General features: G+C 59.6%; 10 protein-coding genes. 1 reads left to right on the top strand and 9 read right to left on the bottom strand.

From position 1 onward, the window contains the following. Nucleotides 1-88: 88 nt before the first annotated feature. Nucleotides 89-808: a GGDEF domain-containing protein gene (locus GGQ66_RS07110; RefSeq protein ID WP_183790885.1), complete on the top strand. Its 720-nt coding sequence runs from the start codon at nucleotides 89-91 to the stop codon at nucleotides 806-808. A 125-nt stretch (nucleotides 809-933) separates the two neighbouring features. Here the strand turns inward: GGQ66_RS07110 and GGQ66_RS07105 are convergent, their stop codons facing one another. From GGQ66_RS07105 to nusG, 9 genes are all read right to left on the bottom strand, one after another. After that, complete coding sequence (locus GGQ66_RS07105) at nucleotides 934-1,995, bottom strand: cytochrome-c peroxidase (RefSeq protein WP_183790884.1); 1,062 nt, start codon at nucleotides 1,993-1,995, stop codon at nucleotides 934-936. 102 nt (nucleotides 1,996-2,097) lie between these two features. Then, a complete protein-coding gene (locus tag GGQ66_RS07100; RefSeq protein ID WP_183790882.1) occupies nucleotides 2,098-2,262 on the bottom strand; it encodes a hypothetical protein in 165 nt (54 codons plus the stop codon). A 19-nt stretch (nucleotides 2,263-2,281) separates the two neighbouring features. Next, nucleotides 2,282-6,496, bottom strand: a complete 4,215-nt coding sequence (rpoC, locus tag GGQ66_RS07095; RefSeq protein ID WP_183790880.1) for a DNA-directed RNA polymerase subunit beta' — start codon at nucleotides 6,494-6,496, stop codon at nucleotides 2,282-2,284. Nucleotides 6,497-6,688: 192 nt separating this feature from the next. Further along, a complete protein-coding gene (gene rpoB / locus GGQ66_RS07090) occupies nucleotides 6,689-10,828 on the bottom strand; it encodes a DNA-directed RNA polymerase subunit beta (RefSeq protein WP_183790878.1) in 4,140 nt (1,379 codons plus the stop codon). Nucleotides 10,829-11,076: 248 nt separating this feature from the next. After that, nucleotides 11,077-11,454 carry a 50S ribosomal protein L7/L12 gene (gene rplL, locus GGQ66_RS07085; RefSeq protein ID WP_183790876.1) on the bottom strand — a complete coding sequence of 126 codons (378 nt, stop codon included), beginning with the start codon at nucleotides 11,452-11,454 and terminating at the stop codon, nucleotides 11,077-11,079. 60 nt (nucleotides 11,455-11,514) lie between these two features. After that, complete coding sequence (gene rplJ, locus GGQ66_RS07080; RefSeq protein ID WP_183790874.1) at nucleotides 11,515-12,033, bottom strand: 50S ribosomal protein L10; 519 nt, start codon at nucleotides 12,031-12,033, stop codon at nucleotides 11,515-11,517. 342 nt (nucleotides 12,034-12,375) lie between these two features. Then, nucleotides 12,376-13,074: a 50S ribosomal protein L1 gene (gene rplA / locus GGQ66_RS07075; RefSeq protein WP_183790872.1), complete on the bottom strand. Its 699-nt coding sequence runs from the start codon at nucleotides 13,072-13,074 to the stop codon at nucleotides 12,376-12,378. A gap of 2 nt (nucleotides 13,075-13,076) precedes the next feature. Then, nucleotides 13,077-13,508, bottom strand: coding sequence for a 50S ribosomal protein L11 (rplK, locus tag GGQ66_RS07070; protein ID WP_183790870.1), 432 nt, complete (start codon nucleotides 13,506-13,508; stop codon nucleotides 13,077-13,079). A gap of 141 nt (nucleotides 13,509-13,649) precedes the next feature. Next, a complete protein-coding gene (nusG, locus tag GGQ66_RS07065; protein WP_183790868.1) occupies nucleotides 13,650-14,180 on the bottom strand; it encodes a transcription termination/antitermination protein NusG in 531 nt (176 codons plus the stop codon). Nucleotides 14,181-14,183: the final 3 nt, after the last annotated feature.

Here is a 14,183-nt window from a genome sequence, read left to right as displayed (position 1 = left end):
TTTCTTAACCGGAAGCCCTTAGGCTGGAAGCATGAAGGAATCAGTCATTCAGCTTCTTGGCCTCGTGAGGGTGCAGTCAGTTCGGCAGGTGGTGCTGCTGACCCTGCTCTGCACTCTCTTCACCATCGCGGTCCCCGTCGCGGTTGTTTATGTCAGCCTTCATTTCGTGTTTGGCATCGGCGGTCCGCCGCTCTATTTTGCGCTTGCGCTTGCGACCGCCATTCCCCTCATCATCGCACCGCCGCTTTCATTCATTGTTCTCTACTTGCTCTACTTGATGACCGCGACAGTCGATCAGGTGAACAACCACGTGAAATTCGACCGGCTGACCGGGCTCTTGTCACGCGGTTATTTCCTCGATTCGGTGCGCGCGGCCCTGCCCCGCGGCGGCGCCTTTCTGATGGTGGATGCCGATCACTTCAAGGCAATAAACGACACCCACGGTCACGATATCGGGGATGAAGCACTGCAAGCGATCGCAAGTGCAATATCGGTGGCATTGGCCGGTCAAGGGATCGTCGGACGGCTGGGCGGCGAAGAATTCGCCATCTTCCTGCCCGCCTGCTCGCTGACGGTAGCCGAGGCCATGGCCGATACCATCGGCAAAACAGTCAGGGCGCAGTGCGCGACCGTTGCCGATCATCCGCTCGGCATCACGGTCAGCATCGGCGTTGCCCAACACGACAAGAGCCGCTCGCTGGAAGCGACGATGAAAGAGGCGGATGTCTTCCTTTATGAAGCGAAGCGGGCCGGACGTGCGCGCTATGTCAGCGCCAGACCTGGCAACCCGGTGATCGACGATGCCTGAGACGACGGCAAAGCCGCCCGGTTGCCCGGGCGGCCTGCCGGCTTGCCATATGACGGGTTGGGGGAACCGTCCGCGTCCGGTGACTTAGGGGAGAGACGCCACCCGGCGCGTTTCAGGCCCGCCCCTTACTTGTTGACCTGACCAGACGGACGCGGCGTCGAAACCGTTTCTGCCGGCAGGACAGGCAATGCGATTTCCGGGGCCTTGCCGGTCAGTGAGTCGAGGAAGGCGACGATCTTGGTCGCCTCATCGTCCGTGACCTTCTCGCCGAGCTGTGACTGGGCCATGACCTCGACGGCCTGCTTCAGATCCCACACCTTACCCGAATGGAAGTAGGGTGCCGTCAGCGCGATGTTGCGCAGCGGGCCGGCGCGGAAGACGTAGGAGTCGTCCGCGGTGGCCGTCACGGCAAAGCGGCCCTTGTCTCCTTCCGGCAACACGTCCGCACCGGGCTTTTCCACCAGCCCGAAGGGATAGTAGCCTTCGCCGCCAACGTTGATACCGTTGTGGCAGGAGGCACAGCCCTTATCCATGAACAGGTTCAGACCGGCCTGCGCCTCCTTGGACAGGGCAGCGTCGTCCCCGTTCAGGAACGCATCAAACGGCGCCGGCGTCACCAGCGTTGCCTCGAAGGCCTCGATCGCCCTCGCGAAATTGTCGAAGGTCACCGGATCAGCGTCGCCCGGGAAGGCCGCCTTGAACCAGGTGACGTATTGCGGCATCGACTTCAGTGTGGCGACCACATTGACGGGCGTATTGGCCATTTCGACACCGGCCTGAACCGGCCCCTTGGCCTGCGCCTTCAGGTCATCCGCGCGACCGTCCCAGAACTGCGCAACGTTGAACACGGCATTGAACACGGTGGGCGCGTTACGTGGCCCCTTCTGCCAGCCATGGCCGATCGAGGTTTCCAGATTGTCATCCCCGCCGGTCGTCAGGTTATGGCAGGAGTAGCAGGAGAAGACACCCGACGCCGACATGCGCGGATCGAAGAACAGCGCTTTGCCGAGTGCAATCTTTTCTGCCGTGATGGGGTTGTCCTTCACGGCCGGTACCGTCGACGGTAGCGGCTTGAAGAGTTCCAGAGCCGACTTGCGCAAATCCACCGGGGTCGGGTCCGCCGCAAAAGCGGCAGTCGCGACACCGGCAACCAGCAGTGCGGCCATGGTAGTGAGGAGAGATTTCATAACGGCCTCCGTTCGTTGAACTCTCGTTACGAACCCAGCCTAGAACCGTTGCAAACAATCCCCTTGCGCCAGATCAACAAACGGTCCTATTAATTGATTTTTTCAATGAATTCCCGTGCAACTTTCTGTCTTTGCCGATTTATCAAAGCGCAAATCTGGCACTTTTGCCGGGTATTGGGCCTTTTTAGCCATAGCGCCGGGGTAATGCTTCACAGCCTTGTCCCGCTTGAAACGCAAAAAGCCCGGCCATAAGGCCGGGCTTTTCATTCACTTATCCGAAGCGGGCTTATTCGCCAGCCGGAACCGCATCGCCGCCGGACAGTTCCTGCAGCATGGGGGTTGCAACCGAAGCACCGGTCGACTTGCGACGCTCGTCGAGAATCATCTCGTCGCGCGCCGTTGCGATACGGCGGATCTGGGTCATCGTGCCGCCCGTACCGGCCGGGATCAGACGGCCGACGATGACGTTTTCCTTCAGACCCTGCAGCGTGTCGGTCTTGCCGGCAATCGCGGCTTCCGTCAGCACCTTGGTCGTTTCCTGGAAGGATGCGGCCGAGATGAAGGACGGGGTCTGCAGCGAAGCCTTCGTGATACCGAGGAGGACCGGATCGCCGTAGGCCGGCTTCTTGCCTTCTTCGATCAGACGCTCGTTCAGGTCGTCCAGTTCGATACGGTCGACGTTGTCGCCAACGATGTAATGGCTATCGCCAGCATCGGTGACTTCGACCTTCTGGAGCATCTGGCGAACAATCACTTCGATGTGCTTGTCGTTGATGACCACGCCCTGCAGACGGTAGACTTCCTGGATTTCGTTCACGAGGTAGGAAGCGAGTGCCTCCACGCCCTTGATTGCCAGAATGTCGTGCGGGGCCGGATTACCGTCGAGGATGTATTCACCCTTTTCGATATAGTCGCCTTCCTGAAGGTGGAAGGGCTTGCCCTTCGGGATCAGGTATTCGACCGGCTCCACACCGTCTTCCGCCGGCTCGATGATGACGCGACGCTTGTTCTTGTAGTCGCGGCCGAGACGGATCGTGCCATCGATTTCGGCGATGACAGCGTGATCCTTCGGACGACGGGCTTCGAAGAGTTCGGCAACGCGCGGCAGACCACCGGTGATGTCCTTCGTCTTGGCGCTTTCCAGCGGCGAACGCGCAAGCACGTCACCCTGGCTGACCTTCTGGCCCGGCTCGACCGAGAGAATGGCTTCGACCGAGAGCTGGAAGCGGGCTTCGCCACCACGCGAAAGCTTGGCAACAGCGCCGGACGCATCCTTGATGACGATCGCCGGCTTCAGGTCCGAACCGCGCGGGGTCGAACGCCAGTCAATAACCTGACGCTTGGTGATACCCGTGGATTCGTCGGTGGATTCCAGAACCGAGAGACCATCGACCACGTCTTCGAAGTGAACGGTACCTTCCACTTCCGTCATCATCGGACGGGTGTAGGGGTCCCATTCGGCGAGACGCTGGCCGCGCTTCACCTTGTCGCCGTCATCGACGAAGATCTTCGAGCCGTAGGCAACGCGCTGCGAGGAGCGCTCGACACCGCGTTCGTCCAGAATGGTGACGGCCATGTTACGACCCATCGCCACCAGAACACCTTCCGAATTGCGGATGATGTTGCGGTTCTTGATCGCAACCGTACCTTCATACGATGCCTCAAGGAACGACTGGTCGACCACGTTTGCCGTACCGCCAAGGTGGAAGGTACGCATGGTGAGCTGGGTACCCGGTTCACCGATCGACTGAGCCGCGATAACGCCCACCGCCTCGCCCATGTTGACCGGCGTACCGCGTGCAAGGTCGCGACCGTAGCAGACGCCGCAGACGCCCGTCTGGATTTCGCAGGTCAGCGCCGAGCGAATGCGGACGGACTGGATGCCGGCCTTTTCGATCTCGATGACATCGGGCTCAAGGATCATCGTGCCGGCCTTGACGATGTTCTCGCCGGTGACCGGGTTGTCGATGTCGTCAAGCGCCGTGCGGCCGAGGATACGGGCGCCGAGCGAAGCCACGACCTGACCAGCATCGACGATGGCGGTCATGGTGAGGCCGGTATCCGTGCCGCAGTCGACATGCGTGACGATGCAGTCCTGCGCGACGTCGACGAGACGACGGGTCAGGTAGCCGGAGTTTGCCGTCTTCAGAGCCGTGTCGGCCAGCCCCTTACGGGCACCGTGCGACGAGTTGAAGTACTCGTTCACGGTCAGGCCTTCCTTGAAGTTCGAGATGATCGGCGTCTCGATGATTTCACCCGACGGCTTGGCCATTAGGCCACGCATGCCGCCAAGCTGACGCATCTGGTTCGGCGAACCGCGGGCGCCCGAGTGGGACATCATATAGATGGAGTTCATCGGCTTCTGGCGACCCGTTGCCGGATCGAATTCCACAGCCTTAATGCGCGCCATCATTTCTTCGGCGACCTTTTCGGTGGCCTTGCCCCAGGCGTCGACGACCTTGTTGTACTTCTCACCCTGGGTGATCAGACCGTCGTTGTACTGCTGTTCGTATTCCTTCACCAGCGCTTCCGTGTCGCCGACGATCTTCGCCTTCGAATCCGGAATGATCATGTCGTCCTTGCCGAACGAAATGCCGGCGCTGCACGCATGCTTGAAGCCGAGAGCCATGATGCGGTCGCAGAAAATGACCGTCTCCTTCTGGCCGCAATGGCGGTAGACCGTGTCGATCATCTTGGAGATGTTCTTCTTGGTCATTTCCTGGTTGCAGATATCGAAGGTGATCTTGCCATTCTTCGGCAGAAGCTCGCCGATGATCATGCGGCCCGGCGTCGTTTCGTAGATCTTCGAATAGGCATTGCCCTGTTCGTCGACCGACTTGAAACGGCCACGGATCTTGGCGTGCAGCGTCACGACCTTGTTCTCGAGCGCGTGATGCAGTTCGCCCATGTCGGAGAAGGCCATGCCTTCGCCCGGTTCGTTCTGGTTCACGATCGAGAGGTAGTAGAGGCCGAGAACCATGTCCTGCGACGGCACGATGATCGGTGCGCCGTTTGCCGGGTGCAGGATGTTGTTGGTCGACATCATGAGCACGCGCGCTTCAAGCTGGGCTTCAAGCGACAGCGGGACGTGAACAGCCATCTGGTCGCCGTCGAAGTCGGCGTTGAAGGCCGTGCAGACGAGCGGATGCAACTGGATGGCCTTGCCTTCGACCAGCGTCGGTTCGAAGGCCTGGATGCCCAGGCGGTGCAGCGTCGGCGCGCGGTTCAGGAGAACCGGATGCTCGCGGATGACCTCGTCGAGGATATCCCAGACTTCCGGCTTTTCCTTTTCAACCAGCTTCTTGGCCTGCTTGACGGTCGAGGAGTAACCCTTGGCGTCGAGACGGGCGTAGATGAACGGCTTGAACAGTTCGAGCGCCATCTTCTTCGGCAGGCCGCACTGGTGCAGCTTCAGTTCCGGGCCGGTCACGATGACCGAACGGCCGGAATAGTCGACGCGCTTGCCGAGAAGGTTCTGGCGGAAGCGGCCCTGCTTGCCCTTGAGCATGTCGGACAGCGACTTCAGCGGACGCTTGTTCGCACCCGTGATGACGCGGCCACGGCGACCGTTGTCGAACAGGGCGTCAACGGATTCCTGAAGCATGCGCTTTTCGTTACGGATGATGATGCCCGGCGCGCGAAGCTCGATGAGGCGCTTCAGACGGTTGTTACGGTTGATGACGCGGCGATAGAGATCGTTCAGATCCGACGTCGCGAAGCGGCCGCCATCCAGCGGCACCAGCGGACGCAGATCCGGCGGGATCACCGGTACGACCTTCATGATCATCCATTCCGGACGGTTGCCGGATTCGATGAAGTTTTCCACGATCTTCAGGCGCTTCATCAGCTTCTTCTGCTTCAGATCGGACGTGGTATCCGCCAGATCCGTGCGCAGTTCGCCGGCAATGCGCTCAAGATTCATCGAGGCCAGCATTTCATAGATGGCTTCCGCGCCGATCATCGCCGTGAACTGGTCTTCACCATATTCATCGACGGCAATCATGTATTCTTCTTCGGAAAGAAGCTGGTTTTCCTTGAGCGCGGTCAGGCCCGGTTCGGTCACGATGTAGTTCTCGAAATAGAGAACGCGCTCGACATCCTTCAGCGTCATGTCGAGCAGGGTCGAAATGCGCGAGGGAAGCGACTTCAGGAACCAGATATGGGCAACGGGCGCAGCCAGCTCGATATGGCCCATACGCTCGCGGCGAACGCGCGACAGCGTGACTTCAACGCCGCACTTTTCGCAGATGATGCCCTTGTACTTCATGCGCTTGTACTTACCGCACAAGCATTCATAGTCCTTGATCGGCCCGAAGATGCGGGCGCAGAACAGACCGTCGCGCTCCGGCTTGAACGTACGGTAGTTGATCGTCTCCGGCTTCTTGATCTCGCCGTAGGACCAGGAAAGAATCTTCTCCGGAGAGGCAATCGAAATCCGGATGGAATCGAAGTGCTGTGCCGGCACCTGCGGGTTGAAAAGATTCATGACCTCTTGGTTCATGCCTGTCTCCTTAAGGGCCATTGGCCCGAGATTGGCGCTCTGGTCCGGCTGATACCCGGGAGCCAGACCGGCGCTCTAAAACGAATGTAACCGCAAATTGCGGCAAAACTTCCCGCCTTCGAACCGGGACCGTCGCCCCTGCCCTTGACGGGTGAAGCGCGCGCCGGAGTGGGCGCGCGCCTTTCTGTTCTGTTATTCCGCCGCGTCGGGCAGTTCGCCAGCCGTGGAAACGTCTTCGGCCTTGGAATTCTCCAGCTCGACCGAAAGACCGAGCGAACGCATTTCCTTGACCAGAACGTTGAAGCTTTCCGGAATGCCCGCCTCAAAGGTGTCGTCGCCACGAACGATGGCTTCGTACACCTTGGTGCGGCCCGCGACGTCGTCCGACTTCACGGTGAGCATTTCCTGCAGCGTGTAGGCTGCACCGTAAGCTTCCAGCGCCCAGACTTCCATTTCCCCGAAGCGCTGACCGCCGAACTGGGCCTTGCCGCCCAGCGGCTGCTGCGTCACGAGCGAGTACGGACCGATGGAGCGTGCATGGATCTTGTCGTCAACCAGGTGGTTGAGCTTGATCATGTACATGTAACCCATCGTGACCTTGCGGTCGAAGGGCTCACCGGTACGGCCATCGTACAGGACCGACTGACCCGACGGATGCAGGCCGGCACGTTCCAGCAACGAAGCGATATCCGGCTCGTGCGCACCGTCGAAGACAGGCGTCGCGATGGAAACGCCGCGCTTGGCTTCTTCGGCAAGCTTGACCAGGGACTGGTCATCGAAGCGTGAAACTTCATCCTTGGCGTCAGAAGCGTAGACCTCGGTCAGTTCCTTCTTCAGCGGAGCGATGTCCTGCGTCTTCTTGTAGTCCTCGAGAAGCTGGCCGATCTTGCGCCCCATGCCGGCGCAAGCCCAGGCAAGATGCGTCTCAAGAATCTGGCCGACGTTCATGCGCGAAGGCACGCCGAGCGGGTTCAGCACGATATCGGCATGGGTACCGTCCTCAAGGAACGGCATGTCCTCGATCGGCAGAATGCGCGAAACGACACCCTTGTTGCCGTGACGGCCGGCCATCTTGTCGCCCGGCTGGATCTTGCGCTTAACAGCGACGAAGACCTTGACCATCTTCATGACGCCCGGAGGCATTTCATCGCCGCGCTGGACCTTCTCGACCTTGTCCATGAAGCGCTGCTCAAGGCGCGACTTCGACTGGTCGTACTGGCCGCGGAGTGCTTCGATCTCGCCCTGGACCTTCTCGTCCTCGACGGCGAACATCCACCACTGCGAGCGGGGATATTCGGAGACGACGGCGTTGGAAAGCTCAGTGCCCTTCTTGAAGCTCTTCGGGCCGGCCACAGCGACCTGACCGCGCAGCATGTCCATGAGACGGCTGTAGACGTTACGGTCCAGAATAGCCTGTTCGTCGTCGCGGTCCTTGGCCAGACGTTCGATTTCCTCGCGTTCGATAGCCATCGCACGCTCGTCCTTTTCGACGCCGTGACGGTTGAACACGCGGACTTCCACGACCGTGCCGAACGTGCCAGGAGGCATGCGCATGGAGGTGTCGCGAACGTCGGAGGCCTTTTCACCGAAGATGGCGCGTAGAAGCTTTTCTTCCGGCGTCATCGGGCTTTCGCCCTTCGGGGTAATCTTGCCGACGAGAATGTCGCCCGGCTGAACTTCAGCACCGATATAGACGATACCGGCTTCGTCGAGGTTCTTCAGCGCTTCTTCCGAAACGTTCGGAATGTCACGCGTGATTTCTTCCGGACCAAGCTTGGTGTCGCGGGCGTTGACTTCGAACTCCTCGATATGGATCGAGGTGAAGACGTCTTCGGCCACGATACGCTCGGACAGAAGGATGGAGTCTTCGTAGTTGTAGCCGTTCCACGGCATGAACGCGACGAGCGCGTTGCGGCCGAGAGCCAGGTCACCCAGATCCGTCGACGGACCGTCAGCGATGATGTCGCCCTTGTTCAGGATGTCACCGACGTTGACCAGCGGGCGCTGGTTGACGCAGGTGTTCTGGTTCGAACGCTGGAACTTCATCAGGCGGTAGATATCGACGCCCGACTTCGACGGATCGAGGTCTTCGGTGGCGCGGATAACGATACGGGTCGCGTCGACCTGGTCGACGATACCGCCGCGGCGAGCCGCAATGGCAGCACCGGAGTCACGCGCGACGATCGGCTCCATGCCGGTGCCCACGAACGGAGCTTCGGCACGCAGGAGCGGCACGGCCTGACGCTGCATGTTCGAGCCCATGAGCGCGCGGTTGGCGTCGTCGTTCTCGAGGAACGGAATGAGCGCTGCCGCGACGGACACGAGCTGCTTCGGCGACACGTCCATCAGGTTGATGGTGTCGCGCGGTGCGAGCATCACTTCACCGGCATGACGGCAAACGACGAATTCTTCAGCGAATTCGCCCTCCGGCGTCATTTCGGCGTTTGCCTGGGCGACGTAGTACTTGGCCTCCTCCATGGCGGAGAGGTACAGCACGTCGTTCGTCACCTTGCCGTCGATGATCTTGCGGTACGGCGATTCGATGAAGCCATACTTGTTCACGCGGGCAAACGTGGCCAGCGAGTTGATCAGGCCGATGTTCGGACCTTCCGGCGTTTCGATCGGGCAAATACGGCCGTAGTGGGTCGGATGCACGTCGCGGACTTCGAAGCCGGCGCGTTCGCGCGTCAGACCACCCGGGCCAAGAGCCGAAAGACGACGCTTGTGGGTGATTTCCGAAAGCGGGTTCACCTGGTCCATGAACTGCGAAAGCTGCGAGGAACCGAAGAATTCGCGAACAGCAGCGGCCGCCGGCTTGGCGTTGATGAGATCCTGCGGCATGACCGTGTCGATCTCGATCGACGACATACGCTCCTTGATGGCGCGTTCCATGCGCAGCAGACCCAGACGGTACTGGTTCTCCATGAGTTCGCCGACAGAACGCACACGGCGGTTTCCGAGGTTGTCGATGTCGTCGATCTCGCCCTTGCCGTCGCGCAGTTCGACGAGCATCTTGACCACAGCCAGGATGTCTTCCTTGCGCAGAACACGAACCGTATCCGGGCAATCCAGATCAAGGCGCATGTTCATCTTGACGCGACCGACAGCCGAGAGGTCGTAACGCTCGGCGTCGAAGAACAGCGACTGGAACATGGCTTCAGCCGATTCCATGGTCGGCGGTTCACCGGGACGCATGACGCGGTAGATATCGAACAGGGCGTCCTGACGGTTTTCGTTCTTGTCGGCAGACAGGGTGTTACGGATGTAGGCGCCGACATTGACGTGGTCGATGCCGAGAACCGGAATTTCCGTGAAGCCGTTCGACAGGATGATCGGAAGCGTCTTCTCGTCGATTTCGTCACCGGCTTCGAGGTAGATTTCACCCGTCGCGTAGTTGACGATGTCTTCGGCGAGATAGTTGCCGTAAAGTTCGTCGTTGGTGGCCTTCAGAGCCTTGAGGCCCTTGTCCTGAAGCTGGCGGAGCAGACGCGGGGTCAGCTTCTTGCCGGCTTCGATGACGACTTCACCCGTGTCGGCGTCGATCAGGTCGGCGACGATCTTGGTGCCCTTGAGCGCCTGCGGGTTGAACGGAACGCGCCAGCCCTCACCATCACGCTCGTAGGTGGATTTCGTGTAGAAGGTCGACAGAATTTCTTCGCCGTCCATGCCCAGCGCCATCAGCAGCGACGTCACCGGAATCTTGCGACGACGGTCGATACGGGCGAACACGATATCCTTGGCGTCGAATTCGATGTCGAGCCAGGAACCGCGATAGGGAATGACGCGGGCAGCGAACAGCAGCTTGCCCGACGAATGGCTCTTGCCCTTGTCGTGGTCGAAGAACACGCCCGGCGAACGGTGCATCTGCGAAACGATCACGCGCTCCGTACCGTTGACAATGAACGTGCCGTTCATCGTCATCAGCGGCATGTCGCCCATGTAGACGGACTGCTCCTTTATGTCCTTGATGGACTTCGCACCCGTATCCTCATCGATATCAAACACGATAAGGCGCAGCGTCACCTTCAGCGGGGCAGCATAGGTGAGATCGCGCTGGCGGCATTCATCCACGTCGAACTTCGGCGGGTCGAACTCGTAGGACACGAATTCGAGCATCGAGGCGCCGGAAAAATCGGTGATCGGGAAAACGGACTTGAAGACTGACTGCAGTCCTTCATCAGGACGACCGCCCTTCGGCTCCTCGACCATCAAAAACTGGTCATAGGAAGCCTTTTGAACCTCGATGAGGTTCGGCATTTCCGCGACTTCGGGGATTTTTCCAAAAAACTTGCGTACGCGCCTGCGACCGTTGAACGAAAGGGTCTGAGCCATCGTCGCTCCTTCAAAAGTTTGCATCCGGGCCTGCAACAGACGGAGGCCGCTGGCCAGTCGGCTCCGTCAAGTCATGGGTCATCAATCTCGTTCATCCGCGGTGCGGCCGGCCGGATTGCCGGGGACACCGAATCAGAACCATCCTCTTGAGAACCCATTACCCAAAAGCCGCTTTCAGGTGGCTCTTGGGTAATAAGTTGACAGAAATGGAGTTGGGGAAGGGCTTTCGCCCTTCCCCGGTAACGTCATTACTTGACGTCGACCTTAGCGCCAGCTTCTTCAAGCTTCTTCTTGAGGTCAGCAGCTTCAGCCTTGGAAACGGCTTCCTTGACCGGCTTCGGAGCGCCTTCGACGAGATCCTTGGCTTCCTTCAGGCCGAGACCCGTGATAGCGCGGACTTCCTTGATGACGTTGATCTTGTTGGCGCCAGCGTCAACCAGGATAACGTCGAACTCGGTCTTTTCTTCTTCAGCCGGAGCAGCAGCGCCGCCACCAGCAACAGCAGCCACAGCAACCGGAGCAGCGGCAGAAACGCCCCAAGCTTCTTCGAGAAGCTTGGACAGCTCAGCAGCTTCCAGAACGGTCAGGGTGGAGAGTTCTTCAACGATCTTTGCGAGATCAGCCATTGTCTTAGTTCCTTAATATATCGGTTCGAACCGGTTTGATTTCAACAGCGAAAAACCGCCTTAAGCGGCTTCGTCCTTCTTGGCATAGGCCGCGAACACGCGAGCAAGCTGGCTTGCCGGTGCTGCGGTGACCGTTGCAACGCGGGTCGCCGGGGCAACGAGAAGGCCCAGCAGCTTTGCGCGCAGCTCGTCGAGCGAAGGCAGGGTCGCAAGCGACTTGACTGCATCTGCGTTCAACGTGGTCGATCCCATGGCGCCACCGAGAACCACGAGCTTGTCGTTGGTCTTGGCGAATTCCATGACGATCTTCGGAGCCGTGATGGGATCATTGCTGTAGGCAATGAGGGTCTGACCCTTGAAAAGGTCCGACATACCTTCGGCTTCCGTGCCCTGAAGAGCGATCTTGGCCAGGCGGTTCTTCGCGACCTTGACGGTGCCGCCAGCGGTACGCATCTTGGAACGGAAGTCGTTCATCTGCGCAACGGTGACACCGGCATAGTGGGCCACGACAACCGAACCGGAAGCCTTGAAGACTTCGTTCAGTTCCGTGACGAATTCGCGTTTTTCCGCTCTTTCCACTGTCTGTCTCCAGTAGACAGGAAGGTAACCACCCCCCTGTCGGGTTTGCCTTTGCCTCAAGGGGCCATCTTCGAAAAGAGGACCCCGAGCGACGCTTGAGGATCCTGCCCCCTCGCGCTCACGTCATCCGACGTTAGGCACAAGGCTCACAAGGCTCGAACCGATTGGGATGCCTGAGCATCGAAATCTGGATCTTACCCGTCTCATGCAGGCAAACTGATTAAGGTCTGACCACCTGCAATCTCGGACAGGAAATCCGGTTTTACCCGGATTTACTCCCGGCCCTTGTGAGGCCGGGAATGCTTTGGAGGGGCCTTATCGAAAACCCCTGAATTCTTGCGATCAAGCAGCGTTGATCGTTGCCGGGTCGATCTTGACGCCCGGGCCCTGCGTGGAAGAGATCGCTACGCGCTTGACGTAGTTACCCTTCGCGCCGGCCGGCTTCGCCTTGACGACGGCATCGGCAAATGCACGGATGTTCTCTTCGAGAGCCTTGGCATCGAATGAGGCCTTGCCGATACCGGCATGGATGATACCAGCCTTCTCGACGCGGAACTCGACAGCGCCGCCCTTCGAAGCCTTGACCGCACCGGTGACGTCCATGGTCACGGTACCGACCTTCGGGTTCGGCATCAGGCCGCGCGGGCCGAGAACCTTGCCGAGACGGCCGACGAGCGGCATCAGGTCCGGGGTTGCGATGCAGCGATCGAAGTCGATCTTGCCGCCCTGGACGATTTCGAGCAGGTCTTCCGCACCGACGATGTCTGCACCGGCTGCCTTGGCTTCGTCAGCCTTGACGCCGCGAGCGAAGACGGCGACGCGAACGTCGCGGCCCGTGCCGTTCGGCAGGTTGACGACGCCGCGAACCATCTGGTCAGCGTGACGCGGATCAACGCCGAGGTTCATGGCGACTTCGATGGTTTCGTCGAACTTGGCGACAGCACGTTCCTTGACGAGGGTCACAGCCTCAGAAAGGCCATAGAACTTCTCGGCATCAATGCCTTCGCGGATCTTCTGAATACGCTTTGCAAGCTTGGCCATGATCAACCCACCACTTCCAGGCCCATGGAGCGGGCAGAGCCCTCGACCATTGCCATTGCGCCTTCCACGTCGGCGGCGTTCAGATCCTTCATCTTGGCTTCGGCGATAGCGCGAACCTGATCACGGGTGATCGAGCCGGCCTTGGCGCCCTTGCCAGGAGTCTTGGAACCGCTCTGGATCTTCGCTTCCTTCTTCAGGAAGTAAGTGACCGGCGGCTTCTTCATCGCGAACGTGAAGGACTTGTCCTGGTAATAGGTGATGACGACCGGAATCGGCATACCCTTTTCCATTTCCTGCGTGGCGGCATTGAACGCCTTGCAGAATTCCATGATGTTAATGCCACGCTGACCGAGCGCAGGACCGATGGGCGGCGACGGGTTTGCCGAGCCGGCCTTCACCTGCAGCTTGAGCTGGCCTGCAACTTTCTTAGCCATTTCTCTCTGCCTTTCGTATGCGGACCGGATTTCCGGCCCATGAATTGCCGGGCGGACCCGGCGGCTGCGGTTGCGTGGTTCGCTCACATGACCCGGCTTAGGTCACCTTGCTCCCACGCGGTCGGGGCAATGCCCCTCCGGTCAGATCTTTTCGACCTGACCGTATTCGAGTTCGACCGGCGTAGCGCGGCCAAAAATGGAAACTTCGACTTTCAGGCGCGAACGCTCTTCGTCCACATCCTGAACAGTGCCGTTGAACGAAGCAAACGGACCGTCGGAAACGCGAACCTGCTCACCGATCTCGAAGGAGACGGAAGACTTGGGACGCTCAACACCGGCCTGAACCTGGCCAAGGATACGATCAGCCTCACTGTCGGGAATCGGAACCGGCTTATTGTCGGAACCAAGGAAACCCGTGACCTTCGGCGTGTTCTTGATAAGGTGAAACACCTCATCCGTCAGCTGTGCGCGAACGAGAACATAACCGGGGAAGAACTTGCGCTCGGAATCGACCTTTCGGCCGCGTCGTACTTCCACGACCTTCTCGGTCGGAACCAGGATCTTTTCGAACAGATGCTCGAGACCCTTCTGCTTCGCCTTCTCCTCGATGGACTCTGCCACCTTTTTTTCAAAATTGGAGTAAGCGTGGACGATATACCAGCGCGCGGCCATGTT

The sequence above is a fragment of the Allorhizobium borbori genome, from assembly GCF_014196535.1.
Classification (GTDB): Bacteria; Pseudomonadota; Alphaproteobacteria; order Rhizobiales; family Rhizobiaceae; genus Ectorhizobium; species Ectorhizobium borbori.
This window is presented reverse-complemented; position numbering and strand designations above follow the sequence as displayed.

Bases quoted from the DNA above. Each gene is read 5' to 3' on its own strand.
- GGQ66_RS07105 (WP_183790884.1), bottom strand. From the start codon at position 1,995: ATGAAATCTCTCCTCACTACCATGGCCGCACTGCTGGTTGCCGGTGTC.
- GGQ66_RS07100 (WP_183790882.1), bottom strand. From the start codon at position 2,262: ATGAAAAGCCCGGCCTTATGGCCGGGCTTTTTGCGTTTCAAGCGGGAC.
- rpoC (WP_183790880.1), bottom strand. From the start codon at position 6,496: ATGAACCAAGAGGTCATGAATCTTTTCAACCCGCAGGTGCCGGCACAG.
- rpoB (WP_183790878.1), bottom strand. From the start codon at position 10,828: ATGGCTCAGACCCTTTCGTTCAACGGTCGCAGGCGCGTACGCAAGTTT.
- rplL (WP_183790876.1), bottom strand. From the start codon at position 11,454: ATGGCTGATCTCGCAAAGATCGTTGAAGAACTCTCCACCCTGACCGTT.
- rplA (WP_183790872.1), bottom strand. From the start codon at position 13,074: ATGGCCAAGCTTGCAAAGCGTATTCAGAAGATCCGCGAAGGCATTGAT.
- rplK (WP_183790870.1), bottom strand. From the start codon at position 13,508: ATGGCTAAGAAAGTTGCAGGCCAGCTCAAGCTGCAGGTGAAGGCCGGC.
- nusG (WP_183790868.1), bottom strand. From the start codon at position 14,180: ATGGCCGCGCGCTGGTATATCGTCCACGCTTACTCCAATTTTGAAAAA.